Source organism: Streptomyces sp. NBC_00647, assembly GCF_045207245.1.
In the GTDB taxonomy this organism is placed as follows: Bacteria; Actinomycetota; Actinomycetes; order Streptomycetales; family Streptomycetaceae; genus Streptomyces.
Genome location: NZ_CP109040.1, coordinates 4,444,762 through 4,470,910, shown reverse-complemented (window position 1 = coordinate 4,470,910; position 26,149 = coordinate 4,444,762). Strand labels below are relative to the sequence as shown.

16 protein-coding genes and 3 rRNA genes are annotated in these 26,149 nt (G+C 68.5%); 13 read left to right on the top strand and 6 right to left on the bottom strand.

Annotated elements, in window-relative coordinates:
• Positions 1-144: 144 nt before the first annotated feature.
• The 5 genes from OG788_RS19475 to OG788_RS19455 all read left to right on the top strand — a co-directional run bounded on the left by OG788_RS19475 (position 145) and on the right by OG788_RS19455 (position 6,360).
• Positions 145-1,272 carry an SIS domain-containing protein gene (locus OG788_RS19475; protein WP_356461851.1) on the top strand — a complete coding sequence of 376 codons (1,128 nt, stop codon included), beginning with the start codon at positions 145-147 and terminating at the stop codon, positions 1,270-1,272.
• 136 nt (positions 1,273-1,408) lie between these two features.
• A complete protein-coding gene (gene manA / locus OG788_RS19470) occupies positions 1,409-2,560 on the top strand; it encodes a mannose-6-phosphate isomerase, class I (RefSeq protein ID WP_406376788.1) in 1,152 nt (383 codons plus the stop codon).
• Between the two features lie 141 nt (positions 2,561-2,701).
• Positions 2,702-3,682: a cation diffusion facilitator family transporter gene (locus OG788_RS19465; RefSeq protein ID WP_351550691.1), complete on the top strand. Its 981-nt coding sequence runs from the start codon at positions 2,702-2,704 to the stop codon at positions 3,680-3,682.
• A 469-nt stretch (positions 3,683-4,151) separates the two neighbouring features.
• Positions 4,152-5,609, top strand: coding sequence for an adenosylhomocysteinase (gene ahcY, locus OG788_RS19460; RefSeq protein WP_351550694.1), 1,458 nt, complete (start codon positions 4,152-4,154; stop codon positions 5,607-5,609).
• Between the two features lie 100 nt (positions 5,610-5,709).
• Positions 5,710-6,360 carry a hypothetical protein gene (locus OG788_RS19455; protein WP_351550701.1) on the top strand — a complete coding sequence of 217 codons (651 nt, stop codon included), beginning with the start codon at positions 5,710-5,712 and terminating at the stop codon, positions 6,358-6,360.
• A gap of 56 nt (positions 6,361-6,416) precedes the next feature.
• On the opposite strand, the gene OG788_RS19450 is transcribed toward OG788_RS19455, so the two are convergent.
• Complete coding sequence (locus OG788_RS19450; protein WP_406372354.1) at positions 6,417-7,511, bottom strand: RDD family protein; 1,095 nt, start codon at positions 7,509-7,511, stop codon at positions 6,417-6,419.
• Positions 7,512-7,641: 130 nt separating this feature from the next.
• Here OG788_RS19450 and OG788_RS19445 point away from each other — a divergent pair, with 130 nt between their 5' ends.
• The 4 genes from OG788_RS19445 to rrf all read left to right on the top strand — a co-directional run bounded on the left by OG788_RS19445 (position 7,642) and on the right by rrf (position 14,488).
• Entirely contained in the window at positions 7,642-8,649 is a 1,008-nt protein-coding gene (locus tag OG788_RS19445; RefSeq protein WP_406372352.1) for a stage II sporulation protein M, read from the top strand.
• Between the two features lie 671 nt (positions 8,650-9,320).
• Positions 9,321-10,846 (top strand): 16S ribosomal RNA (locus OG788_RS19440).
• Between the two features lie 316 nt (positions 10,847-11,162).
• Positions 11,163-14,285: ribosomal RNA gene (locus tag OG788_RS19435) — 23S ribosomal RNA — on the top strand.
• Positions 14,286-14,371: 86 nt separating this feature from the next.
• A 5S ribosomal RNA gene (rrf, locus tag OG788_RS19430) occupies positions 14,372-14,488 on the top strand.
• Together the 16S, 23S and 5S rRNA genes form the textbook arrangement of a ribosomal RNA operon.
• A 104-nt stretch (positions 14,489-14,592) precedes the next feature.
• Here rrf and OG788_RS19425 read toward each other — a convergent pair.
• The 5 genes from OG788_RS19425 to OG788_RS19405 are packed head-to-tail and all read right to left on the bottom strand — an operon-like array spanning position 14,593 to position 20,176.
• Complete coding sequence (locus OG788_RS19425) at positions 14,593-15,903, bottom strand: DUF58 domain-containing protein (RefSeq protein WP_406372350.1); 1,311 nt, start codon at positions 15,901-15,903, stop codon at positions 14,593-14,595.
• On the bottom strand, positions 15,903-16,901 hold the full coding sequence (locus tag OG788_RS19420; RefSeq protein WP_351553946.1) for a MoxR family ATPase: 999 nt from the start codon (positions 16,899-16,901) through the stop codon (positions 15,903-15,905). Before OG788_RS19420 ends, OG788_RS19425 begins: the two co-directional genes overlap by 1 nt.
• The gene (locus tag OG788_RS19415) at positions 16,901-18,091 is read right to left on the bottom strand and encodes a DUF4350 domain-containing protein (protein ID WP_406372348.1); all 1,191 of its coding nucleotides are present in this window, start codon (positions 18,089-18,091) and stop codon (positions 16,901-16,903) included. The genes OG788_RS19420 and OG788_RS19415 overlap by 1 nt, the downstream gene beginning before the upstream one ends.
• Complete coding sequence (locus OG788_RS19410; RefSeq protein WP_406372346.1) at positions 18,088-18,846, bottom strand: DUF4129 domain-containing protein; 759 nt, start codon at positions 18,844-18,846, stop codon at positions 18,088-18,090. The genes OG788_RS19415 and OG788_RS19410 overlap by 4 nt, the downstream gene beginning before the upstream one ends.
• 4 nt (positions 18,847-18,850) lie before the next feature.
• Positions 18,851-20,176: a glycerophosphoryl diester phosphodiesterase membrane domain-containing protein gene (locus OG788_RS19405; protein WP_406372344.1), complete on the bottom strand. Its 1,326-nt coding sequence runs from the start codon at positions 20,174-20,176 to the stop codon at positions 18,851-18,853.
• Between the two features lie 141 nt (positions 20,177-20,317).
• On the opposite strand from OG788_RS19405, the gene mtnA reads away from it, so the two are divergent.
• From mtnA to OG788_RS19385, 4 genes are read left to right on the top strand one after another with little or no spacing between them, the layout of a single operon-like run.
• Entirely contained in the window at positions 20,318-21,463 is a 1,146-nt protein-coding gene (gene mtnA, locus OG788_RS19400; RefSeq protein ID WP_351553935.1) for an S-methyl-5-thioribose-1-phosphate isomerase, read from the top strand.
• 8 nt (positions 21,464-21,471) lie between these two features.
• Positions 21,472-22,161, top strand: a complete 690-nt coding sequence (gene mtrA / locus OG788_RS19395; protein WP_209441191.1) for a two-component system response regulator MtrA — start codon at positions 21,472-21,474, stop codon at positions 22,159-22,161.
• A 1-nt stretch (position 22,162) separates the two neighbouring features.
• On the top strand, positions 22,163-24,247 hold the full coding sequence (gene mtrB / locus OG788_RS19390; RefSeq protein ID WP_351553931.1) for an MtrAB system histidine kinase MtrB: 2,085 nt from the start codon (positions 22,163-22,165) through the stop codon (positions 24,245-24,247).
• The gene (locus OG788_RS19385; protein WP_406372342.1) at positions 24,237-26,075 is read left to right on the top strand and encodes an LpqB family beta-propeller domain-containing protein; all 1,839 of its coding nucleotides are present in this window, start codon (positions 24,237-24,239) and stop codon (positions 26,073-26,075) included. Before mtrB ends, OG788_RS19385 begins: the two co-directional genes overlap by 11 nt.
• The last annotated feature ends 74 nt before the right edge of the window (positions 26,076-26,149 follow it).

The following is a 26,149-nucleotide window of genomic DNA, read 5'->3' as shown; positions in this document are numbered from 1 at the left end:
CGCACCGATCGGCGACCGGCGCACACCCGGCCGGCACCCGGTCCGACCCAGCGCCGCTCGTCAGCTCGCGCGAGCGACCCCGTGCAAGCGACCCCGGCGGCTCACGCGCAAGCGCCGCCCCGGCGACCGGAGGCTCCCGACCCCATGCTCGACGAATCGCTCCTCGACGATCCTGACGCGCTCGCCCGGGCCGACCGGCGGGCGCTGCTCCGTGGCGCGGCCGAGGCCGGCGCCCGGGTGCGCACCGCGGTCCGGCACGCCACCGAGGCCGGCGTCTCCGAGCTGAAGCCGGACGGCCGCCCACGCGCCGTCCTGATCGCCGGCCCCGGCATGGCCGCCACCGGCGTCGCCGAACTGCTCGGCACCCTCGCCGGAGCGAGCTGCCCCCTCACCCGGCTCACCCCCACGGGAGTCGCTCCCGCCGGGGGTGCCCTGCGCTGGGAACTGCCCGGCTGGGCGGGCCCCGTCGACCTCCTGCTGATCGCCACCCCCGACGGCAGCGAACCCGGCCTGGAACTGCTCATCGAGCAGGCCTACCGGCGCGGCAGCACCGTCGCCGCCGTCGCCCCCGGCGGCTCCCCCCTCGCCGAGTGGGTGGAAGGCAGCCACGGCCTCTTCGTACCGATGGCGACCGCCCCGTACGAGCAGGACGAGCCCCTGGCTGCCTCGGCCCCCGGCGTGCTCTGGGCCCTGCTCACCCCGCTGCTCGCCCTCCTCGACCGCACCGGCCTGGTCTCGGCCCCGCCGGAGGCCCTGCAGAAGGTCGCCGACCGCCTCGACCGCGTCGCCGAGCGCTGCGGCCCCGCCATCGCGGCGTACAGCAACCCGGCCAAGACCCTCGCCGTCGAACTGGCCGAGGCGCTCCCGGTGATCTGGACGGAGGGCACCTCGGCGGGCCCGGCGGGCCGCCGCTTCACCGCCGCGCTCGCCGAACTCGCCGGCCGCCCCGCGCTCACCGCCGAACTCCCCGAGGCGCTCGCCTCGCACAGCGTGCTGCTCGCCGGCGCGCTCGCCGCCGGCGCGGACCCCGACGACTTCTTCCGCGACCGCGTCGAGGAGGCCCAGGCGCTGCACGCGCGCGTGGTGCTCCTCCGCGACCGTCCGATCGGCGGGATCAGCGCCGCACCCGCCGCCCGCGAACTCGCCCTCGGCCACGACACCGCGATCAGCGAGCTCGAACCCGAGGAGGGCGGCGAACTGGAGACCCTCGCGGAACTGATCGCCATCACGGATTTCGCCGCCGTTTACCTGGCGCTCGCTTCGGGGGCCTGATCTTGGGCGGGACCTCCGGCCGGCGCCCGTCGCCGCCGGATCCCGTGACCGGCGCCCCTGACGCCACGCCTCCCGGCCAGCATCAGCGCCCGCACGCAGTGGGCCGAGCAGCGCACGTATGGAGAAGAAGACAGCCATGGACCGCCTCGACAACACCGTCCGCCCCTACGCCTGGGGTTCGACCACCGCCATTCCGCGGCTGCTCGGCCTGGAGCCGACCGGCGAGCCGCAGGCGGAGATGTGGATGGGCGCCCACCCGGGCGCACCCTCGCGCACCGGGCGCGGTCCGCTCAACGAGGTCGTCGCCGAGGACCCGGAGAAGGAACTCGGCCGCGCCGCAGTCGCCAAATTCGGCCCCCGCCTGCCGTTCCTCCTGAAGATCCTCGCCGCCGGCGCCCCCCTCTCCCTCCAGGTGCACCCCGACCGCGAACAGGCACGGGAGGGCTACGAGGACGAGGAGCGGCGCGGAGTCCCGATCGACGCCCCGCACCGCAACTACAAGGACGCCAACCACAAGCCCGAACTGATCTGCGCCCTCACCGAGTTCGACGGCCTGTGCGGCTTCCGCGCCCCCGAGGAGGCCGCCGGACTCCTCGCGGCCCTCGACGTCGACTCCCTCAAGCCGTACGTCGACCTGCTGCGCGCCCACCCGGAGGAGGCGGCGCTCCGCGAGGTCCTGACGGCGGTACTGGGCGCCGACCCCGACGACATGGCCCGTACGGTCACCGAGACCACGGCCGCCTGCGCCCGGCTCGGCGGCGACTACGCCCCGTACGCCGACCTCGCCCACCACTACCCGGGCGACCCCGGCGTCATCGCCGCGATGCTCCTCAACTACGTCCAGCTGCAGCCGGGCGAGGCCCTGTTCCTCGGTGCGGGCATCCCGCACGCGTACCTGAACGGCCTCGGCGTCGAGATCATGGCCAACAGCGACAACGTCCTGCGCTGCGGTCTGACCCCCAAGCACGTCGACGTCCCCGAACTCCTGCGCGTGGTCCGCTTCGAGGCGGGCGACCCCGGTGTCCTGCGCCCCGAGGCGTCCCCCGACGGCGAGGAGGTCTACGCGACCCCCATCGACGAGTTCCGCCTCTCCCGGTATGTCGTCGCCGAGGGTGCCGACCCGCACGACCTCACCCGCGAGACCCCGCAGATCCTGCTCTGCACCTCGGGTTCCGTGCGCGCCGACGGCATCGACCTCACCCCCGGCGGATCGGTCTTCGTACCGGCCGGCGAAAAGGCCGAAGTGTCCGGGTCCGGCACGATCTTCCGTGCGACAGTGGTGGCCTGACGGGGCGACTGTGCTGGCCTGAGGCGCCGCCGACGGACCGGGCTGCAAGAATGGCGCACCGCAAAGGGCGGGCAAAGCCCGGACCGGGGTACCAGGGTACGAACGTGGTCCGGACGGCGTACGAAGGGACAGCAGGAGCAGATGAGCGCTTCAGGCGGCACCAAGGCGATCGTGGCGGCACTCGGTGCCAACCTCGCGATCGCGGCAGCGAAGTTCGTGGCGTTCGCGTTCAGCGGCTCCTCCTCGATGCTCGCCGAGGGCGTTCACTCGCTCGCAGACTCCGGCAACCAGGCGCTGCTCCTGGTCGGCGGAAAGAAGGCCCAGCGCGAGGCGACCCCGCAGCACCCGTTCGGCTACGGCCGCGAGCGCTACATCTACGCCTTCCTCGTCTCGATCGTCCTGTTCTCCGTCGGCGGCATGTTCGCCGTCTACGAGGGCTACGAGAAGATCAAGCACCCGCACGAGATCGAGCACTGGTACTGGCCGGTGGGCGTGCTGGTGTTCGCGATCATCGCCGAGAGCTTCTCCTTCCGTACGGCCATCAAGGAGTCCAACGAGCTGCGCGGCTCGCACTCCTGGTCCCAGTTCATCCGCCGCTCCAAGGCCCCCGAGCTGCCCGTCGTCCTCCTGGAGGACTTCGGCGCCCTCATCGGTCTGGTCCTCGCGCTCGGCGGCGTCGGCCTCGCCCTGCTCACCGGCAACGGCGTCTGGGACGGCATCGGCACGGTCTGCATCGGTGTCCTGCTCATCCTGATCGCGCTGGTCCTCGCCGCCGAGACCAAGTCCCTGCTGCTGGGCGAGTCGGCGGGCCCCGAGGACACCGAGAAGATCGAGGCGGCGATGGTCGACGGCGCCACCGTCACCGGCATCATCCACATGCGCACGCTCCACCTCGGTCCGGAGGAGCTCCTGGTCGCGGCGAAGATCGCCGTCAAGCACGACGACACGGCCACCCAGGTGGCCTCCGCGATCGACGCCGCCGAGTCCCGCATCCGCACCGCCGTCCCGATCGCCCGGGTCATCTACCTGGAGCCGGACATCTACAGCGAGACGGAGGCGGCCAAGGGCCCGGACCGCGAGGCGACTCCCGGCGGACCGTCGCAGTCGCCGGCCGATCACTGACACCACCCGCTCGTACGCCGTCGGGGCCCGCCTGAGATCTCAGGCGGGCCCCGACGGCGTGCATCTCCGCCGTTCAGCCCTGCCGATCGGTTCCGTTGTTCGGCTCCGCCGGCCGACTCACGTGTCCCGGTCCCCGGTACGGCCCACGGCGGCATCACGGGTACCACCCGCCCCCTGAACGGGCCGGTGCCGGGCCCGCCGGACTCCGCTCTGTGCATAGGCGGACTGGGGAGGGACGGGCCCACCGGTGTAGCTTGGTCGGTGAGCCAGACGTCGCTGCTGATGGCGGTCGGGCGGTCCCACCGCGGACCGGCCGAGGGAGAGAGGGCCTCCGACGGACTGCGCTGCGCGCACCGGGCACTGCTGTGCCCTGCCGGGGCACGTCCGTGCCCCGTCGGGCATGCGTTCGTGCCGACCGCCGCGCAGAACAGCCCTACCCACCTCGCCCCGATTCCGAGGAGCAGCTCGTATGACGACTGTCGACAACCGACAGGACTTCAAGGTCGCCGACCTCTCCCTGGCCGCCTTCGGCCGCAAGGAGATCACCCTCGCCGAGCACGAGATGCCCGGCCTGATGTCGATCCGCAGGGAGTACGCCGAGGCGCAGCCCCTCGCGGGCGCCCGCGTCACCGGCTCCCTGCACATGACGGTGCAGACCGCCGTCCTCATCGAGACCCTGGTCGCCCTCGGCGCCGAGGTCCGCTGGGCCTCCTGCAACATCTTCTCCACCCAGGACCACGCCGCCGCCGCCATCGCGGTCGGCCCGAACGGCACGCCCGAGAACCCGCAGGGCGTCCCGGTCTTCGCCTGGAAGGGCGAGACCCTGGAGGAGTACTGGTGGTGCACGGAGCAGGCGCTGACCTGGCCGAACACCCCCACCGGCGGCCCGAACATGATCCTGGACGACGGTGGTGACGCCACCCTCCTCGTCCACAACGGCGTCCAGTACGAGAAGGACGGCAAGGTCCCCTCGGTCGACACCGCCGAGTCCGACGAGCACCGTGTCGTCCTCGAACTCCTGCACCGCACCATCACGGACGGCTCGCAGAAGTGGACCCAGCTCGCCTCGGAGATCCGCGGCGTGACCGAGGAGACCACGACCGGCGTCCACCGCCTGTACGAGATGTACCGCGACGGCACCCTGCTGTTCCCGGCGATCAACGTGAACGACGCCGTCACCAAGTCGAAGTTCGACAACAAGTACGGCTGCCGCCACTCCCTGATCGACGGCATCAACCGCGCCACCGACACCCTGATCGGCGGCAAGACCGCCGTCGTCTGCGGCTACGGCGACGTGGGCAAGGGCTGCGCGGAGTCCCTGCGCGGCCAGGGCGCCCGCGTGATCATCACCGAGATCGACCCGATCTGCGCCCTGCAGGCGGCGATGGACGGCTACCAGGTCACGACCCTCGACGAGGTCGTCGACAAGGCCGACATCTTCGTCACCACGACGGGCAACAAGGACATCATCATGGCCGCGGACATGGCCAAGATGAAGCACCAGGCGATCGTCGGCAACATCGGCCACTTCGACAACGAGATCGACATGGCCGGCCTCGCCAAGATCCCCGGCATCGTCAAGGACGAGGTCAAGCCGCAGGTCCACACCTGGAAGTTCCCCGACGGCAAGGTCATCATCGTGCTGTCCGAGGGCCGCCTGCTGAACCTGGGCAACGCGACCGGCCACCCGTCCTTCGTGATGTCCAACTCGTTCGCGGACCAGACCCTGGCCCAGATCGAGCTGTTCACCAAGCCCGAGGAGTACCCGACCGACGTCTACGTGCTGCCCAAGCACCTCGACGAGAAGGTCGCCCGTCTCCACCTCGACGCGCTCGGCGTGAAGCTCACGACGCTCCGCCCCGAGCAGGCCTCGTACATCGGTGTCGAGGTCGACGGCCCGTACAAGTCGGACCACTACCGCTACTGAGCACGCCCGCCGAGCAGCGATACCACCGCTCGGCGTCCGGATGTCAGCAGGCCCTCGCCGTCCCGGCGGGGGCCTGTCCCCGATGAGGACCTGAACGCCCATGCCCCGCGGCCGTTATTCGCTCCATGATCCGCACGACCACACCCCCCTGGCCGAAGAACACTTCCACTGCGCGCCCGGTCCTTCCGGCTGGCGCTACGTCTCCCAACTCACCACCCCCTCCGGCACAGAACCCGACAGCGCCTCCCGGCAGGGCACGGTCACCGGCTCCGTCGACCTCACCCTCGACGAGCTCGGCCGCCCCATCCGCCTCGAACTCCATGCCGCCGACTGGCAGGTAAAGGCCGCCGCCCTCGACGGCGTGACCTGGGTCCGCACCGACCCGACCGGCACCGAGGCCACGGAAGGCAATGTGCCCGCCCATGCCTTCACCGGCACGTCCCCCGCGTTTCTCGTCGCCACCGCCCGTCTCCTCCGCCTCACCCCTTCCGCCGACGCCCCGGCGACCCGCGTACGCCTCGTCGCCTTCACCGACCCGGTCCTCGCCCCGCGCACCCTCGACCAGTCCTGGGCCTTGATCGCAAGCGAAACACACGCCACTGACAACGGTCCGCTGACCGTGGACGAATACCGGGTCACAGCGCTGGACACGGGGGAGCAGCACGCCGTGCACATCGCGGGAGACGTGGTGCTCGCGGCCCCCGGCATCGAACTGGAGCACCTCGAGTCACCACCGTCGGTGTTCACCTGACGGCGGTTTCGCGCTGCTGTGCCGGCCTGGGATGCCGAGCTCGGCGGTGCACGCGGCTACGCGGGCGGCGCGAAGCCGGTCGTCGGACGCTCGGCCTCGTCGCCCCGCTCGGCCGGGCGGACCGGACTGACCGGGCCGGCCGTGGGCGGGGAGGTCTGCGGGGCCGCGGGCTGTCGAGCGGTGACCGGATACCCGGCAGGGACCGGTCCGACCGGATATCCGGTGGGGCCCGGTCGGCCGGCGTGGGCACCGGGTCCCGGCTGGAAGGGATACCCGGCAGGGGCACCTGGTCGGCCGGGATGGCCGACGGGACTGCCCGGCTGGACGGGATAGCCGGGTTGGACGGGATACCCGGGCTGGACGGGGTAGGCACCGGCTCCCGGTGCCGCGAACGGGCTCGGCGCGCTTCCGAACGCCCGACGAGCCTCCCGGGTCTGCCTCTCCTGCACCACGGCCGCCAGATACGCCCCCGCCGGCACACCCTGCGGCGCCGGAACTCCGGTACGAGCCGCGAGGTCCACGGCGAGCCGTTCCGCCATCGCCCCACCGACCTGCGGATCCAGCTGCTGCATCCGCGTCAGGTACTGGCGAATGGCCAGCCACAGCCCGTCCGGAACGGCGGACAGATCGAGCTCCGCGAACCGTCCCGCCAGCCAGGGCGGCGGCGGAGGAACGAACGGCATCCGTCCCACCGGTATCCGTTCCCGTACGACAAGGGTCCCCCCGAAGACGTCCCCGAGCCGCCGCCCACGCTCCGACACCAGCGAGGCGATGCAGGCGACGATTCCGAACGTCATCAGGATCTCGACCACACCCACCGCTCCGCGCACCAGCGCGTGCCGGAACCGGATCGGCCCGCCGTCGTCCCGGACCACCCGCAGCCCGCACGCCAGCTTCCCCAAGGACCGGCCGTGGCTGAGCGTCTCGACGGCTATCGGCCCCCCGACCAGCACAAGAAGGAAGCTCGCGATCGATATGGCGATCTGCGCCGCCTCGTCCAACGCGGCGGTCGACGCGACCAGACCGATGGTCACGACGATGTAGACCATCACCGCCACGGCCAGATCGAGCAACACGGCCAGCGCCCGGCTCGGCAGTTTCGCGGGGCGCAACTCCAGCGCCACCGCCTCGCCCGTCACTAGCTCACTCACGCTCGCCGTCCTTCCCCTGACCTGCCCCGAGAACAGCCAGTCTGCCAAGCTGAGGGCACATCGCGCCGCAGTAAGACAAGCTGACATCCAAGATGAGCAGCCGACGAGCAGCCGAGGAGCAGGCAAACCGATGGACCTCGACGTCTTCGTCTCCTCCCACCGAGCCGAGTGGGACAGACTCGACGCCCTGCTGCGCCGCCAGCGCCGCCTCACCGGAACCGAGGCAGACGAACTCGTCACCCTGTACCAGCGAACCGCCACGCATCTCTCGCTGATCCAGTCCAGCGCGCCGGACCCCCAGCTCACCGGGCGCCTCAGCCAACTCGTGGCACGCGCGCGCAGCGCCGTGACAGGCACCCGCCGAGCCTCCTGGCGCGATGTCGTCCGCTTCCTGACACACGGTTTCCCGGCAGCGGTCTACCGCTCCCGCCACTGGTGGGTGCCCACGGCGCTCCTGTCCACGGCGGTAGCGGCCCTCCTCGGGTGGTGGATCGGCACCCACCCCGAAGTCCAGGCCTCCATCGCCGCGCCCAGCGAGCTGCGTGACCTCACCCGGCCCGGTGGCGAGTACGAGACCTACTACTCCAGCCACCCAGCGGCCTCCTTCGCCGCCCAGGTGTGGACGAACAACGCCCAGGCCGCGGCGATGTGCCTGGTGCTAGGCATCTTCCTGGGCATCCCGGTCCTCTGGATCCTCTTCCAGAACATGCTCAACCTGGGCGTCGGCATCGGCCTGATGTCATCGGCCGGCCGCCTCGACACCTTCCTGGGGCTCGTCCTCCCGCACGGCCTGCTGGAACTGACCGCCGTGTTCGTCGCCGCCGGCACAGGAATGCGCCTGGGCTGGACCGTGATCGACCCGGGCCCGAGATCCCGTCGGACCGCCCTGGCGGAAGAGGGCCGCGCCGCGCTGGGCATGGCGATAGGCCTGGCCCTGATCCTCTTCGTCTCCGGGGCCATCGAAGGCTTCGTCACGCCCTCGGGTCTTCCCACATGGGCCCGAATCGGCATCGGAATCGCGGCTGAACTGGCCTTTCTTCTGTACGTCTATGTCCTTGGAGGTCGCGCGGCACGCTCCGGCGACACCGGTGACGTCGCGGCATGGGAGCGCAGCGCCACTCTCCCGACGGCCGCCTGATGTGCGTACACACCCGCTGACCTGCTAGTCTCCTCTTCGCCCCAGAAAACCCGTTGACAGAGGTAGACTGGGGAGGTAGATTCGAACAGTTGCCTAGAACTGGACACGTCCGGCGGCAGCGGTTAGAGTCTGCTCGCTTCTCAAAGCAATCGACACGTCGATTCAGAAGAAGCCCCTCCTGATGATTCAGAAATGGTCGCCGGTCAATCCGGTCCACGGATTCTGATAAAGTCGGAGCCGCTGGAAAGGGAAACGCGAAAGCGGATTACCTGGAAAGCACCGAGGAAACCAGGCCCGAAAGGTTCTGATAGAGTCGGACTCGCCGGAAAGGGAAACGCGAAAGCGGGAACCTGGAAAGCACCGAGGAAATCGGATACGGAAACGGTCTGATAGAGTCGGAAACGCAAGACCGAAGGGAAGCGCCCGGAGGAAAGCCCGAGAGGGTGAGTACAAAGGAAGCGTCCGTTCCTTGAGAACTCAACAGCGTGCCAAAAATCAACGCCAGATATGTTGATACCCCGTCTCCGGCCGATCGGTCGGGACGAGGTTCCTTTGAAAAAGTCCTGCCGGGCACTGCCTGGTAGGCGCATCAGCGAGGACGCTGTGAACGCCGGTCCTATTCCGACCGGTTGTTCCGCTCTCATGATGTTTCACCGGATTACCGGTAAACATTCACGGAGAGTTTGATCCTGGCTCAGGACGAACGCTGGCGGCGTGCTTAACACATGCAAGTCGAACGATGAAGCCCTTCGGGGTGGATTAGTGGCGAACGGGTGAGTAACACGTGGGCAATCTGCCCTTCACTCTGGGACAAGCCCTGGAAACGGGGTCTAATACCGGATAACACTCCTGCCTGCATGGGTGGGGGTTAAAAGCTCCGGCGGTGAAGGATGAGCCCGCGGCCTATCAGCTTGTTGGTGAGGTAGTGGCTCACCAAGGCGACGACGGGTAGCCGGCCTGAGAGGGCGACCGGCCACACTGGGACTGAGACACGGCCCAGACTCCTACGGGAGGCAGCAGTGGGGAATATTGCACAATGGGCGAAAGCCTGATGCAGCGACGCCGCGTGAGGGATGACGGCCTTCGGGTTGTAAACCTCTTTCAGCAGGGAAGAAGCGAAAGTGACGGTACCTGCAGAAGAAGCGCCGGCTAACTACGTGCCAGCAGCCGCGGTAATACGTAGGGCGCAAGCGTTGTCCGGAATTATTGGGCGTAAAGAGCTCGTAGGCGGCTTGTCACGTCGGTTGTGAAAGCCCGGGGCTTAACCCCGGGTCTGCAGTCGATACGGGCAGGCTAGAGTGTGGTAGGGGAGATCGGAATTCCTGGTGTAGCGGTGAAATGCGCAGATATCAGGAGGAACACCGGTGGCGAAGGCGGATCTCTGGGCCATTACTGACGCTGAGGAGCGAAAGCGTGGGGAGCGAACAGGATTAGATACCCTGGTAGTCCACGCCGTAAACGGTGGGAACTAGGTGTTGGCGACATTCCACGTCGTCGGTGCCGCAGCTAACGCATTAAGTTCCCCGCCTGGGGAGTACGGCCGCAAGGCTAAAACTCAAAGGAATTGACGGGGGCCCGCACAAGCAGCGGAGCATGTGGCTTAATTCGACGCAACGCGAAGAACCTTACCAAGGCTTGACATACACCGGAAAGCATTAGAGATAGTGCCCCCCTTGTGGTCGGTGTACAGGTGGTGCATGGCTGTCGTCAGCTCGTGTCGTGAGATGTTGGGTTAAGTCCCGCAACGAGCGCAACCCTTGTTCTGTGTTGCCAGCATGCCCTTCGGGGTGATGGGGACTCACAGGAGACTGCCGGGGTCAACTCGGAGGAAGGTGGGGACGACGTCAAGTCATCATGCCCCTTATGTCTTGGGCTGCACACGTGCTACAATGGCAGGTACAAAGAGCTGCGAAGCCGCGAGGCGGAGCGAATCTCAAAAAGCCTGTCTCAGTTCGGATTGGGGTCTGCAACTCGACCCCATGAAGTCGGAGTTGCTAGTAATCGCAGATCAGCATTGCTGCGGTGAATACGTTCCCGGGCCTTGTACACACCGCCCGTCACGTCACGAAAGTCGGTAACACCCGAAGCCGGTGGCCCAACCCCTTGTGGGAGGGAGCTGTCGAAGGTGGGACTGGCGATTGGGACGAAGTCGTAACAAGGTAGCCGTACCGGAAGGTGCGGCTGGATCACCTCCTTTCTAAGGAGCATCTAGGCCGCCGAGTTCGCTTGGTGGTCCAGGGCCATTACGTCGGCACACGTTCGACGGTGGTTGCTCATGGGTGGAACGTTGATTATTCGGCACTCTCAGTCATCTCGGGCTGCAAGTACTGTTCTTCGGAGCGTGGAAAGCTGATCATGAGTGGCGAGGGTGTCGGGCACGCTGTTGGGTGTCTGAAGGTACGGCCGAATGTTGGCTGCCTTCAGTGCCGGCCCCAGTGCACTCGAACTACTGGTTCGGGGTGATGGGTGGTTGGTCGTTGTTTGAGAACTGCACAGTGGACGCGAGCATCTGTGGCCAAGTTTTTAAGGGCGCACGGTGGATGCCTTGGCACCAGGAACCGATGAAGGACGTGGGAGGCCACGATAGTCCCCGGGGAGCCGTCAACCAGGCTTTGATCCGGGGGTTTCCGAATGGGGAAACCCGGCAGTCGTCATGGGCTGTCACCCACTGCTGAACACATAGGCAGTGTGGAGGGAACGCGGGGAAGTGAAACATCTCAGTACCCGCAGGAAGAGAAAACAACCGTGATTCCGGGAGTAGTGGCGAGCGAAACCGGATGAGGCCAAACCTTGTATGTGTGAGACCCGGCAGGGGTTGCATGCAAGGGGTTGTGGGATCTCTCTTTCACAGTCTGCCGGCTGTGAGGCGAGTCAGAAACCGTTGATGTAGGCGAAGGACATGCGAAAGGTCCGGCGTAGAGGGTAAGACCCCCGTAGTCGAAACATCAACGGCTCGTTTGAGAGACACCCAAGTAGCACGGGGCCCGAGAAATCCCGTGTGAATCTGGCGGGACCACCCGCTAAGCCTAAATATTCCCTGGTGACCGATAGCGGATAGTACCGTGAGGGAATGGTGAAAAGTACCGCGGGAGCGGAGTGAAATAGTACCTGAAACCGTGTGCCTACAAGCCGTGGGAGCGTCGCGCATTGAGTTTACTCAATGCGTCGTGACTGCGTGCCTTTTGAAGAATGAGCCTGCGAGTTTGCGGTGCGTTGCGAGGTTAACCCGTGTGGGGAAGCCGTAGCGAAAGCGAGTCCGAATAGGGCGATTCAGTAGCGCGCTCAAGACCCGAAGCGGAGTGATCTAGCCATGGGCAGGTTGAAGCGGCTGTAAGAGGTCGTGGAGGACCGAACCCACCAGGGTTGAAAACCTGGGGGATGACCTGTGGTTAGGGGTGAAAGGCCAATCAAACTCCGTGATAGCTGGTTCTCCCCGAAATGCATTTAGGTGCAGCGTCGTGTGTTTCTTGCCGGAGGTAGAGCACTGGATAGGCGATGGGCCCTACCGGGTTACTGACCTTAGCCAAACTCCGAATGCCGGTAAGTGAGAGCGCGGCAGTGAGACTGTGGGGGATAAGCTCCATGGTCGAGAGGGAAACAGCCCAGAGCATCGACTAAGGCCCCTAAGCGTACGCTAAGTGGGAAAGGATGTGGAGTCGCACAGACAACCAGGAGGTTGGCTTAGAAGCAGCCACCCTTGAAAGAGTGCGTAATAGCTCACTGGTCTAGTGATTCCGCGCCGACAATGTAGCGGGGCTCAAGCGTACCGCCGAAGTCGTGTCATTGCAGCAATAGGGCCAACGCCCGCTGTGATGGGTAGGGGAGCGTCGTGTGCCGGGTGAAGCCGCGCCGGAAGGCAGTGGTGGACGGTTCACGAGTGAGAATGCAGGCATGAGTAGCGATACACACGTGAGAAACGTGTGCGCCGATTGACTAAGGGTTCCTGGGTCAAGCTGATCTGCCCAGGGTAAGTCGGGACCTAAGGCGAGGCCGACAGGCGTAGTCGATGGATAACCGGTTGATATTCCGGTACCCGCTGTGAAGCGTCAAACATTGAACCAGGCGATGCTAAGTCCGTGAAGCCGCCCCGGAGCCTTCGGGCAAAGGGGAGTGGTGGAGCCGACGGACCAGACCTGCAGTAGGTGAGTGATGGGGTGACGCAGGAAGGTAGTCCATCCCGGGCGGTGGTTGTCCCGGGGTAAGGGTGTAGGCCGTGTGATAGGCAAATCCGTCACACATCAAGGCTGAGACCTGATGCCGAGCCGATTGTGGTGAAGTGGATGATCCTATGCTGTCGAGAAAAGCCTCTAGCGAGTTTCATGGCGGCCCGTACCCTAAACCGACTCAGGTGGTCAGGTAGAGAATACCGAGGCGTTCGGGTGAACTATGGTTAAGGAACTCGGCAAAATGCCCCCGTAACTTCGGGAGAAGGGGGGCCATCACTGGTGATCCGATTTACTCGGTGAGCTGGGGGTGGCCGCAGAGACCAGCGAGAAGCGACTGTTTACTAAAAACACAGGTCCGTGCGAAGCCGTAAGGCGATGTATACGGACTGACGCCTGCCCGGTGCTGGAACGTTAAGGGGACCGGTTAGTCACTCTTCGGGGTGGCGAAGCTGAGAACTTAAGCGCCAGTAAACGGCGGTGGTAACTATAACCATCCTAAGGTAGCGAAATTCCTTGTCGGGTAAGTTCCGACCTGCACGAATGGCGTAACGACTTCTCGACTGTCTCAACCATAGGCCCGGTGAAATTGCACTACGAGTAAAGATGCTCGTTTCGCGCAGCAGGACGGAAAGACCCCGGGACCTTTACTACAGTTTGATATTGGTGTTCGGTTCGGCTTGTGTAGGATAGGTGGGAGACTGTGAAGTCATGGCGCCAGCCATGGTGGAGTCGCCGTTGAAATACCACTCTGGTCGTGCTGGATGTCTAACCTGGGTCCGTGATCCGGATCAGGGACAGTGTCTGATGGGTAGTTTAACTGGGGCGGTTGCCTCCTAAAGAGTAACGGAGGCGCCCAAAGGTTCCCTCAGCCTGGTTGGTAATCAGGTGTTGAGTGTAAGTGCACAAGGGAGCTTGACTGTGAGACCGACGGGTCGAGCAGGGACGAAAGTCGGGACTAGTGATCCGGCGGTGGCTTGTGGAAGCGCCGTCGCTCAACGGATAAAAGGTACCCCGGGGATAACAGGCTGATCTTCCCCAAGAGTCCATATCGACGGGATGGTTTGGCACCTCGATGTCGGCTCGTCGCATCCTGGGGCTGGAGTCGGTCCCAAGGGTTGGGCTGTTCGCCCATTAAAGCGGTACGCGAGCTGGGTTTAGAACGTCGTGAGACAGTTCGGTCCCTATCCGCTGTGCGCGTAGGAATATTGAGAAGGGCTGTCCCTAGTACGAGAGGACCGGGACGGACGAACCTCTGGTGTGCCAGTTGTCCTGCCAAGGGCATGGCTGGTTGGCTACGTTCGGGAGGGATAACCGCTGAAAGCATCTAAGCGGGAAGCCTGCTTCGAGATGAGTATTCCCACCCCCTTGAGGGGTTAAGGCTCCCAGTAGACGACTGGGTTGATAGGCCAGATCTGGAAGGCGGGCAACCGCTGGAGGTGACTGGTACTAATAGGCCGAGGGCTTGTCCTCAGTTGCTCGCGTCCACTGTGTTGGTTCTGAAACCACGAACAACCGTCGTAGCTATGCCACGGCTCCGGTTGACAGTTTCATAGTGTTTCGGTGGTCATAGCGTGAGGGAAACGCCCGGTTACATTCCGAACCCGGAAGCTAAGCCTCACAGCGCCGATGGTACTGCAGGGGGGACCCTGTGGGAGAGTAGGACGCCGCCGAACAAATTTTGAAGAAAACCCCCGTACCGGGAAACCGGTCACGGGGGTTTTCTGCGTTTGTGGTCCTTTTCCCGGGACCCCAAAGGGCCGGTCCTTTCTGTATTCGCTTACAAGCGGCCTGCGGACTTCAGCGCCAGATAGGCGTCCGCGAGAGCCGGCGCCAGGTTGTCCGGGGTCGCGTCGACGACCGTGACTCCGCGGCGTTGCAGTTGCTCGGCCGTGCGTCGCCGCTCGGCCTCGGCCTGGGCCGCCGCCGCTGCCTCGTACACCGCGTCGGTGTTTCCCCTGGCCTTCGCCATACGCGCGATGTGCGGGTCCGCGACGGATGCCAGCAACACCGTGTGACGCTGGGTGAGGCCGGAGAGGACGGGGAGCAGGCCCTCTTCGATGGGGGCCGCGGCGAGGCTCGTCAGGAGCACGATCAACGAGCGGCGTGGGGCCGTACGCCGGGCGGTGGCGGTGAGACCACGGGCGTCCGTCTCCACGAGCTCCGGTTCCAGGCCGGCCATCGCGTTGACCAGGGACGGGAGGACGTCGCCTGCCGCGCTGCCCTGGACGAGGGCGCGTACCCGACGGTCGTAGGCGAGGAGGTCCACGCGGTCTCCGGCGCGAGAGGCCAGGGCGGCGAGGAGCAGGGCCGCGTCCATGGAGGCGTCGAGGCGAGGGGCGTCGCCGACGCGGCCCGCGGAGGTGCGGCCGGTGTCGAGGACGAGAAGGATGTGCCGGTCGCGCTCGGGACGCCAGGTGCGTACGGCGACCGTCGTCCGGCGGGCTGTGGCGCGCCAGTCGATGGAACGGGTGTCGTCGCCGGGGACGTACTCGCGCAGGCTGTCGAACTCCGTGCCCTCACCCCGCGTCAGCACGCTGGTGCGGCCGTCGAGTTCGCGGAGCCGAGCCAGTTTGGAGGGGAGATGCTTCCGGCTGGTGAAGGGGGGCAGGACGCGTACGGTCCAGGGGACCTTGTGACTGCCCTGGCGGGAGAAGAGGCCGAGGGGGCCGTAGGAGCGGATGGTGACGCGGTCGGCCTGGCGGTCGCCGCGGCGTGTGGGGCGCAGACGGGTCGTCAGGCGCCGGCGTTCGCCGGCGGGGACCGTCAGGTGCTGACGGGAGGCCGTGACCTCGGTGCCGGGTTCCCAACTGCTCGGCGGCCAGGCGTCGCGGAGGTGCGCGCGCAGGGGGCGGCCGGAGGGATTGGTGACGGTGAGGGTGACGTCCGCGGACTCGCCCAGGCGTACCGAGGTGTCGCCGGAGCGGGTCAGGCCGAGGCGCCGTACGGGAGCCGCGAGGGCGGCGTCGCAGGCGCAGGCCAGGGCCAGGGGGGCGTTCACGGCGAGGATGCCTGTCCAGCTGGGTTCCCAGATGCCGACGGGGAGTGCGCCCAGGGCCGCCAGGAGGGCGGCGCGTCCGGTGAGTGCCATCAGCGGGGGACGGGGACGTGGGCAAGGATCGCGTTGATGACGGAGTCGGCCGTCACGCCCTCCATCTCGGCTTCGGGGCGGAGTTGGATGCGGTGGCGGAGGGTGGGCAGGGCCAGGGCCTTCACGTCGTCGGGGATGACGTAGTCGCGGCCGGTCAGCCAGGCCCAGGCGCGGGCTGTGGCGAGCAGAGCGGTCGCGCCGCGCGGGGAGACGCCGAGGGTGAGGGACGGCGACTCGCGGGTGGCGCGGCAGATGTCGACGACGTAGCCGGTGATCTCGGGGGAGACGGACGTCTTGGCGACCGCGGCGCGGGCGGCTTCGAGGTCGGCGGCGCCGGCCACGGGGCGCAGACCGGCGGCGCGCAGGTCGCGCGGGTTGAAGCCCTCGGCGTGGCGGGTGAGGACGTTGATCTCGTCCTGGCGGGAGGGCAGAGGGATCGTCAGTTTGAGCAGGAAGCGGTCCAGTTGGGCCTCGGGGAGGGGATACGTTCCCTCGTACTCGACCGGGTTCTGGGTCGCGGCGACCAGGAACGGCTCGGGAAGCGGTCGGGGTGTGCCGTCGACCGTGACCTGGCGTTCCTCCATCGCCTCGAGCAGCGACGCCTGGGTCTTGGGAGGCGTGCGGTTGATCTCGTCGGCGAGCAGGAGGTTGGTGAACACCGGGCCGGGCTGGAAGGAGAACTCGGCGGTGCGTGCGTCGTAGACGAGTGAGCCGGTGACGTCGCTCGGCATCAGGTCGGGTGTGAACTGGACGCGTTTGGTGTCGAGTTCCAGTGCGGACGCGAGGGCGCGGACGAGCAACGTTTTGGCCACTCCGGGGACTCCTTCGAGGAGAACGTGTCCGCGGCAGAGGAGGGCGACGACGAGACCGGTCACGGCGGGGTCCTGGCCGACCACGGCTTTGGCGATCTCGGCGCGCAGGGCCTCCAGGGAGGAGCGGGCGGTGTCCGCGTCCCCGGAGTACCCGGCGTACCCGGCGTTGTCAGTGGTCGGGTCCATCATGAAATGCGTACCTCTCTTTCGAGGGCGTCGAGTTGGTCGGCAAGGGAGACGAGGGCCGCGTCGTCGCGGGGCGGCGGCCCGAAGAGGAGCGGGAGCAGGGCCTGTCCGTCGCCTTGGAGGCGGGCGGACAGGGCGGGGAGCAGGGCTTCGGGCGCGTGGGCCTGGGCCGGGGGCACGCCGATGAGGGGGGCGAGGCGGGTGCGGGTGGCGGAGCGCAGAGCGGAGGCCGCGCGGTCGCGGGCGTTGGCCTTGCGGTAGAGGCGGGCGCGGCCTTCGGCGGTTTCGGAGGCGCGGATCGCGACGGGGAGGCGTTCGGGTACGAGGGGGCCCATCCGGCGTGCCCGCCACAGGGCGGCCAGGATCGCCGCGATGAAGAGCTGCAGTGTGCCCCAGAGCCAGCCCGAGGGGAGCAGGTCGAAGAAGCTCTGGTCGCCCGCGTCGGTGGCCGAGTCGTCGGAGAGCGAGGGGAGGTACCAGACCAGGTGGGAGCGGGAACCGAGGAGTTGGAGCGCGAGCGAGGCGTTGCCCTGCTCGTCGAGGCGGTCGTTGTAGAGGATGTCGGGGGCGCCGAGCACGACGGTGTCGCCGCTTCCGGTGGTCGCCGGTACACGCAGGAGCGTGGGGAGGCCGTCGCTGGGGTAGCAGGCGTCGGTGCCCGCGGCGCCGGAGGTGTAGCGGACGCCGCCCGTGTCGGCGCCGCCCGCTCGAATTGCGGCGGGCAGGGTGCAGTCGGGGGAGAGCGTCGAGTCGAAGCTCACCGCTGGATCGGCGGAGACTCCGGGGACGAGGGTGCCGACGGAGGGCGATCCGGGGGTGATCAGGACCGTGCGGCCGTCGGAGGTCTCCAGCGCCCGCTTCAGGAGCCTCTGCTGACGTTTGGCCAGCAGGTCGGGAGCGGCGATGAGCAGGGTGGTGTCGGCGGCGGCGGCCGCGCGGGCCTCGTCGAGGGTGGTGACCACGCGCGTGGAGACCCCCTGCTCGGCGAGGAGTTCGGCGACGGCTCGGCTGCCGTAGGGGTCGGCGGAGCGCGGGTCGAGTTGGCCGTGCCGGGCGTCCGAGCGGACCGCGGCCATCACGACGGCGGCCGTCAGCAGAAGGACGAGCGCGAGGACGACTCCGCGCGCGCGGGTCCACCACTGGCCGGCGGTGGGCGAGGCCGAGGTGGAGGTGAGGGTGGCCTCGGTCATGAGGCGGCCCCCTGGTGGCTGTCGCGGTTCGTGTTGCGGTTCGTGCTGTGGGCGCTGTCCGTGAGTACGGGCTTGGTGCGCTCCAGGTCGCGGTCGAGCTCGGTGAGGCGCTGGTACGCGCGTGGGTCGCCGGCCCGGCCCCCGTACGTGACGTCGTCGAAGTCCCTTGCCGCGGCGCGCAGTCGGTCCGTGTGGGCGGGCAGGGTGCGGCTCGCCTCCGCGGCTGCCTCGTCGGCCGTGCGGCCGGGGCGCGGGTCGAGCAGGGCGCGTTCCTCCAGGGAGCGGACGATGGCGCGCATCCGCTCCTGGACGGCCTGGTTCCAATGGCCCTGGGCGGCCTGGGCCTCGGCGGCGGCGCGGTGTTCGGCGGCGCTCCTGGGGCGGTCGTCGAAGAGCGTGGCGGAGGAGACGGGGGTGCGGTGCGGGGTGCCCAGGCGCCACCACAGGGCGGCCACGACCGCCATCACGGCGAGGACGATGACGAGGAGTCCGAGCGTCCCGCCGGGTGTCGCGGCGGAGGCGGCGCCGAACAGTTTGTCGACCCAGTCCCAGAAGGCGTTCAGGGCGCGCTGGACCAGGCCGGGGTCGTTCTCGTGGTACATCCGCTTGGACAGCTCGCGTTTGGCCGCCTCCCGCGCGGGATCGCGCGGCGTCGTCACCGGTGGTTCGTCTCCGCGCGACAACGCGAGGACGGCTGTCGCACCGGTGTGCGGCCCTGCGAGCAATGCTGTGAGGACGCCCCCCGCCCCGTTCACCGCATCAACTCCCCGGTGTGGTGCCGGAAGCCCCGGTGCCGTAGCCCTGGACACCGGCGGCTCGGGCCAGGTCGAGGTCGAGGGCCTCGCGGCGGATGCGCTGGTCGATGTAGAGGAGCACCGTGACGCCCGCGGTGATCGGGAAGGTGAGCATCGATCCGATCACCGAGCCGACACCGGTGACGATGAGGAAGGTCCAGCCGACGTCTCCGGTGTTGTCGAAGAAGCCGGAGAGGCCGTCGCCGCTCAGCGCCGCGGCCAGGACGGCGAAGGGGATCACGATGATCGACGCCACGATGTTGGCGATGATCGTGGCGAGGAGCTGGATGCCGAACACCCGCCACCAGGAGCCGCGTACGAGTTTCGCGGAGCGGCTCATCGACTTCAGGACGCCCTGCTTCTCCAGCATCAGGGCGGGAGAGGCGAGCGAGAAGCGGATCATCAGCCAGCCGGCGACGAGGACGGCGGCCAGTGCGCCGAGGACGGCGAGCGCGGCACCGGCGTCACCCGAGCCGCTCAGAGCCGCGAGCAGACCGGGGAGGGCGCCGACGAAGACGATCACGACGGCGATGAGCGGCAGCAGGAGGGTCAGGCCGAACAGCTTCGGCAGCTGGGGACGGGCGTCCCGCCAGGCCTCGCTCGTGGTGACCGGCTTGCCGAGTACCGCGCGGCTCGTCACCGACGTGAGCAGGGCCGTCGCGACGATGGTGCCGAGCAGGGTGATGATCAGGACGGCACCGGTGCTCAGCATGGTGTCGCCGAGGGCCCGGCTCAGCTCTTCGACGGTGGCGCTCGGGTCGTTGAGCGCGTCCGTATTGGCGTTGTCGTCCAGGACGAAGCCCTGGAGCAGGATGACCGCGATCTGCGTGACGACGGCGACGGCCAGCGAGATGCCGAGGACCGTGCGCCAGTAGGCGCGCATGGTCGAGACGGCGCCGTCGAGGATCTCGCCGACGCCGAGCGGGCGCAGCGGGATGACGCCGGGCTTGGCGGCGGGCGGTGGGCCGCCCCAGTTGCCGCCCCAGCCGGCGGGACCACCGGGGCCGCCGTATCCGGGGCCTCCCCAGCCGCCGGGGCCGCCGCCCTGGCCGCCGGGCCGCTGACCGCCCCAGCCCGGACCGGGCGGAGGGGGCGGCGGAGCCTGGCCGGGGCCTTGCGTGCCGGGAGCGGACCACTGGGCGGGTGGGGGCTGCTCCTTGGACCACTTCGACGGCTGCTCGGGTTGGTTCGCTCCGCCCTGGCCGACGGGCTGCGGGGTGCCGGAGGAGTCCGGCTCCTCTCCGCCGGAGGGGGCAGATCCGGGCGAGGCCCAGCCCGGAGAGTCGTTCATCGTCGCTCCTTCACGGTGCCCGTCCCGCGGTCGCGGCGGCAGGTTGGCAGCCATCGTGCCACGGTGTGCGCGGGAGAGGACCGGCCCCCGTATGGGCTGCACACCTTCAATTGTCCGCCGGGTACGGGGCAGACTGGGCGGATGGCTGATCACTACGCGCAATCCCGCGAGGACAGCGGGCCGACGGAGATACCCGCGATCCGCTGGCACGAGCCGCCCGAAGGCCCTGTTCTGGTCCTTCTCGACCAGACGCGGCTTCCCGCCGAGGAGGTCGAGCTGGTGTGCACCGACGCGCCCGCGCTGGTGGAGGCGATCCGCACGCTCGCGGTGCGCGGGGCGCCGCTGCTCGGGATCGCCGGGGCGTACGGCGTCGCGCTCGCCGCCGTACGCGGCTTCGACGTGGACGAGGCCGCTCTCGCGCTGGCCGGTGCCCGGCCGACCGCCGTGAATCTCGGGGTCGGGGTGCGCCGGGCGCAGGCCGCCTACCGGGCGGCGCTCTCCGGAGGCGGCGATCAGGACGCGGCCGCCGCGGCCGCGCTCGCCGCGGCGCGGGCGCTGCACCGGGAGGACGCCGAGGCCAGCGCGCGCATGGCCGAGCACGGTCTGGCCCTGCTCGACGAGCTGCTGCCGGGCGGCGGGCACCGGGTGCTCACGCACTGCAACACCGGGGCGCTGGTGTCCGGCGGGGAGGGCACGGCGTTCGCCGTGGCGCTCGCGGCGCATCGGGCGGGGCAGCTGCGGCGGCTCTGGGTGGACGAGACGAGGCCGTTGCTGCAGGGCGCTCGCCTGACGGCGTACGAGGCGGCTCGCAACGGAATGGCGTACACCTTGCTCACCGACAGCGCGGCGGGTTCGCTGTTCTCGACCGGTGAGGTGGACGCGGTGCTGATCGGTGCCGACCGCATCGCGGCCGACGGTTCGGTGGCGAACAAGGTGGGGAGCTATCCGCTCGCGGTACTGGCGAGGTATCACCATGTGCCGTTCATCGTGGTGGCGCCGGTGACGACGATCGACCCGGACACGCCCGACGGGGCGTCCATCGAGGTCGAGCAGCGCGCCGGCCATGAAGTGACGGAGATCACAGCACCGCAGGTGCCGGTGGTGGGAGTCGAGGCGGGAGGCGGTATACCTGTGGCACCCCTGGGGACCCAGGCGTACAACCCGGCGTTCGATGTGACGCCGCCGGAGTTGATCACGGCGATCGTCACCGAAGAGGGCGTTGTTTCGCCCGTGACGGCTGAGGCTCTCGCCGAGCTGTGTGACTTGTCACGCCAGGTAACGATTTAGTTAATGGGATGATGTCGTTTATGAAGGGACGAGTCCTTGTCGTCGATGACGACACCGCACTGGCCGAGATGCTCGGCATTGTGTTGCGTGGTGAAGGTTTTGAGCCGTCTTTCGTAGCCGACGGCGACAAGGCGCTGGCCGCTTTCCGCGATGCCAAGCCCGACCTGGTGCTCCTGGACCTGATGCTGCCCGGACGGGACGGCATCGAGGTATGCCGCCTGATCAGGGCGGAGTCCGGGGTACCGATCGTGATGCTCACGGCGAAGAGCGACACCGTCGATGTCGTGGTCGGCCTCGAATCGGGCGCCGACGACTACATCGTGAAGCCGTTCAAGCCAAAGGAGCTGGTGGCGCGGATCAGGGCGCGGCTGCGCCGTTCGGAGGAGCCGGCACCCGAACAGCTGTCGATCGGCGATCTCGTCATCGACGTCGCCGGTCACTCTGTGAAACGGGACGGCATGTCCATCGCGCTGACGCCGCTGGAGTTCGACCTGCTGGTCGCGCTGGCGCGCAAGCCGTGGCAGGTGTTCACGCGGGAGGTCCTGCTCGAGCAGGTGTGGGGCTACCGGCACGCGGCGGACACCCGTCTGGTGAACGTGCATGTCCAGCGGCTGCGCTCCAAGGTCGAGAAGGACCCGGAGCGTCCGGAGATCGTGGTGACCGTCCGAGGTGTCGGTTACAAGGCAGGGCCGAGCTGACATGTCACGGGACAGTGCCGCTTCGGCGCCCGCTGAGCAGGGGGACCGTTCGGGGCGGCCTGTCGGCCGGAACATGACGGGTTCACGCTGGGAACGGTTCTTCGAGGGAGGGCTGCTCCAGGGCGGAGTCCAGGGCAGCCCGGTCCTTCGGCTGTTCATACGCTGGGTGCGTCGTCCGCTGCTGCCCGTGATGCGGCTGTGGCGGCGCAACATCCAGCTCAAGATCGTCGTGACGACGCTGCTGATGTCGCTCGGTGTCGTCCTGCTGCTGGGCTTCGTCGTGATCGGGCAGGTGCGCAACGGCCTGCTCGACGCCAAGGTGAAGGCCTCGCAGAGCCAGGCCACCGGTGGTTTCGCGGCGGCCAAGCAGCAGGCGGACGGGGGAGTGACAGCGAGCGGCGACGACGGCTCGACCGCCGACGGCCGCTCGTCCAAGAACGTCAGCCAGTGGATGACCGACCTCGTCGTGTCCCTGTCCAGTGGTGGACAGGGCGCGTTCGACGTGGTGACGCTCAACTCCACCGCGTCGGGCGACGGCAGTGGTGGCCTCGCGCCGCGGTACTCGGGTCAGGTCGACCCGACGGTGAGCGTGCCCGAGAATCTGCGTGCCCGGGTCGACGAGAGCACGGCCGCCGCGCAGAGCTACACCCGTGTCGTCTACAAGGACGGCCGTGAGTCCCAGCCGGCGCTGGTCATCGGCAAGCAGGTCACCGACCCCAACGGGGACGCGTACCAGCTCTACTACCTCTTCCCGCTGACGCAGGAGGAGAAGTCGCTGAGCCTGGTCAAGGGGACGCTCGCGACGGCCGGACTGTTCGTCGTGGTGCTCCTCGGCGCCATCGCCTGGCTCGTGGTGCGCCAGGTCGTCACACCGGTGCGGATGGCGGCCGGGATCGCCGAACGGCTCTCCGCCGGACGCCTCCAGGAACGTATGAAGGTCACCGGCGAGGACGACATCGCGCGCCTCGGCGAGGCCTTCAACAAGATGGCGCAGAACCTCCAGCTGAAGATCCAGCAGCTGGAGGACCTCTCGCGGATGCAGCGGCGGTTCGTCTCCGACGTGTCGCACGAGCTGCGGACGCCGCTGACGACCGTGCGGATGGCAGCCGATGTCATCCACGACGCGCGTGTGGACTTCGACCCGGTGACCGCGCGGTCGGCCGAGCTCCTCGCCGACCAGCTGGACCGGTTCGAGACGCTGCTCGCGGACCTGCTGGAGATCAGCCGGTTCGACGCGGGCGCGGCGGCGCTGGAGGCCGACGCGATCGACCTCAGAGAAGTCGTACGACGGGTGGTCGGCGGAGCCGAGCCGCTCGCCGAGCGCAAGGGCACGCACATACGCGTCGTCGGCGACCAGCAGCCGTTGATCGCCGAGGCGGACGCCCGGCGGGTCGAGCGGGTGCTGCGCAACCTCGTCGTCAACGCCGTGGAGCACGGCGAGGGCAAGGACGTCGTCGTCAGGCTCGCCGCGGCGGGCGGAGCGGTCGCGATCGCGGTCCGCGACTACGGCGTCGGGCTCAAGCCCGGCGAGGCGACCCGGGTGTTCAGCCGCTTCTGGCGGGCCGACCCGGCACGCGCGCGTACCACCGGCGGCACGGGTCTCGGCCTGTCCATCGCTCTGGAGGACGCGCGGCTGCACGGCGGCTGGCTGCAGGCCTGGGGCGAGCCGGGCGGCGGTTCGCAGTTCCGGCTGACCCTGCCGCGGACGGCCGACGAGCCCCTCAGGGGATCGCCGATACCGCTGGAACCCAAGGACTCCCGGCGCAACCGCGGACTCGACGACGCCGGTCTGCCGCACGGCGGCGGTACCAAGCTCGCGACGGTGCCCGTACAGCAGCCCGGAGCCGGGTCGGGTTCCATACCGCCGCCCGGATCCATGGCCCCACGGCTGGCCGGGGCGTCGCCCACGGCCGATCCGACGGCGCTGCCGGGCAACGGCGCACGCGTGGTGCCCCGGCCCGCCGGGGCGGTGCGCCGCCAGGAGGAGACATCCGGCACCGGCCGGGAACGGACCGCGCAGGAGCGGGGGCGGGGCGGCGACAGGCCGGAGGAACTCGGACATGGGGAGGCATTTCGTGGGCGCTGACCGCGGGGGGAACGGTGTCCGCGGACGCCGTCCGGTACGCGTCATGGTGTACGCGGGTTGTGGAGCCCTGCTGCTGGCGGGGTGTGCCTCGATGCCGGACAACGGGGACCTGCGCGGGGTCGAGTCGACGCCGCGCCAGGACTCCCAGGTCCGCGTCTACGCCATGCCGCCGCATCCCGGGGCCTCGGCGGCGGAGATCGTGCAGGGCTTCCTCGAGGCGCTGACCAGCGACGACGCCAAGTACGAGACGGCCGGCAAGTACCTCACCGACGGCGCTCGCAAGGCATGGGATCCCTACCATTCCACGACGGTCCTCGCGGACGCGCCGAATCCGGTGCCCTCGGAGGCCAAGGACGGCAGTCGCGACGTCGCGTTCCGGCTGAGCGGCAGCAAGGTCGCCAAGGTGGACGTGCGGCACGCGTACGAGCCGGACGCCGGCCAGTACAGCGGGTCGGTGCACCTGACCAGGCTGAAGAGCAACAAGCAGTGGCGCATCGACTCGCTGCCGCAGGGTGTCTTGATGGGCACGTCCGACTTCCAGCGCAACTACGTGTCCGTGAACAAGTACTTCTACGCGTCGAACGGCACCTCCGGCAGCGGCCGTCCCCTGCGCACCGTCGCCGACCCGGTCTATGTACGCGCGCAGGTGGACCCGATGACGCAGATCGTGCGCGCGCTCCTGAAGGGGCCCACGAGCTGGCTGGACCCGGTTGTCAGGTCGAGCTTCCCCTCGGGCACGGAGCTGAAGAACAGCGATGTGTCGCTGGCGCCCGACGACCGCAACAGGGTCACGGTGCCGCTGAACGACAAGGCGGACCGTGTCGGACTCCCCAAGTGCCGTCAGATGGCGGCCCAACTCCTCCTCACGCTCCAGGACCTGACTCCCACCGGCGTCGACGAGGTGGAGTTCCAGAAGTCGGACGGCACGCAGCTGTGCGTGCTGAACAAGAGCCAGGCCGAGGGCGTCGCTTCGCACGGTACGGGCGAGCACCCGGGGTACCAGTACTTCATCGACCACGAGCAGCGGCTCGTCCGGATGCCCCGTGAAAACAGTGACAAGAAGCCCGAGCCGGTGCCCGGTGCGCTGGGCGAGGGCGGCAAGAAGCTGCGGGCGGCAGCGGTGTCGCGGGACGAGGGCACTGCGGCCGGGGTGTCGGCCGACGGCCGGAACCTGTACGTCGGGTCGCTGGTGTCGGGCGGTTCGCTCGGCGAGCCGGTGGTGCAGAGCCAGGGCAGGACGGCGGACGACCGGCTGACGACGCCCAGCTGGGACGCGCGGGGCGACCTGTGGGTGGCCGACCGTGATCCGAAGAACCCCCGGCTGCTTCTGCTGCAGAAGGGTGCGGGCGAGCCCATCGTCGTCGGGGCGTCGCAGCTCGACGGGCGTATCGAGGCGGTGCGGGTGGCCGCCGACGGCGTGCGGATCGCGCTGATCGTCGAGAAGGACGGCAAGAGCTCGCTGCAGATCGGGCGCATCCAGCGATCCGGGCCCGACGATCCGCGCGGCGCGTTCGTCTTCGATCCGCGCTCCGTGGCACCCCAGCTGGAGGAGGTCACGGCCATGTCCTGGGCCGGGGACAGCCGGCTCGTGGTGGTCGGCAGCGAGAAGGGCGCCGTGCAGCAGATGCGGTACGTCCAGGTCGACGGTTCCACGCCGCTGGGCACCTCGCCCTCCGCGCTGGCCAACGTCAAGGAGATCGCCGCCTCCGAGGACGAGCAGCTGCCTCTGGTGGCGCACTCGGAGACGGACGGGATCGTGCGGCTGTCGGCGGGGGAGCAGTGGCAGAAGGTGGTCCAGGACGGGACGGCCCCTGTCTATCCCGGGTAGCGCCAGGGTTCTGCGTCGGCGGGCTCGTCCGGTTTCCGGACGGGCCCGCCGACGTTTTGCGCCCGCCTGCTCAC

Excerpts from the sequence above, each read along its gene's own strand:
- OG788_RS19475 (WP_356461851.1), top strand. The coding sequence starts at position 145 with ATGCTCGACGAATCGCTCCTCGACGATCCTGACGCGCTCGCCCGGGCC.
- manA (WP_406376788.1), top strand. The coding sequence starts at position 1,409 with ATGGACCGCCTCGACAACACCGTCCGCCCCTACGCCTGGGGTTCGACC.
- OG788_RS19465 (WP_351550691.1), top strand. The coding sequence starts at position 2,702 with ATGAGCGCTTCAGGCGGCACCAAGGCGATCGTGGCGGCACTCGGTGCC.
- ahcY (WP_351550694.1), top strand. The coding sequence starts at position 4,152 with ATGACGACTGTCGACAACCGACAGGACTTCAAGGTCGCCGACCTCTCC.
- OG788_RS19455 (WP_351550701.1), top strand. The coding sequence starts at position 5,710 with ATGCCCCGCGGCCGTTATTCGCTCCATGATCCGCACGACCACACCCCC.
- OG788_RS19445 (WP_406372352.1), top strand. The coding sequence starts at position 7,642 with ATGGACCTCGACGTCTTCGTCTCCTCCCACCGAGCCGAGTGGGACAGA.
- OG788_RS19425 (WP_406372350.1), bottom strand. The coding sequence starts at position 15,903 with ATGGCACTCACCGGACGCGCCGCCCTCCTGGCGGCCCTGGGCGCACTC.
- OG788_RS19420 (WP_351553946.1), bottom strand. The coding sequence starts at position 16,901 with ATGGACCCGACCACTGACAACGCCGGGTACGCCGGGTACTCCGGGGAC.
- OG788_RS19415 (WP_406372348.1), bottom strand. The coding sequence starts at position 18,091 with ATGACCGAGGCCACCCTCACCTCCACCTCGGCCTCGCCCACCGCCGGC.
- OG788_RS19405 (WP_406372344.1), bottom strand. The coding sequence starts at position 20,176 with ATGAACGACTCTCCGGGCTGGGCCTCGCCCGGATCTGCCCCCTCCGGC.
- mtnA (WP_351553935.1), top strand. The coding sequence starts at position 20,318 with ATGGCTGATCACTACGCGCAATCCCGCGAGGACAGCGGGCCGACGGAG.
- mtrA (WP_209441191.1), top strand. The coding sequence starts at position 21,472 with ATGATGTCGTTTATGAAGGGACGAGTCCTTGTCGTCGATGACGACACC.
- mtrB (WP_351553931.1), top strand. The coding sequence starts at position 22,163 with ATGTCACGGGACAGTGCCGCTTCGGCGCCCGCTGAGCAGGGGGACCGT.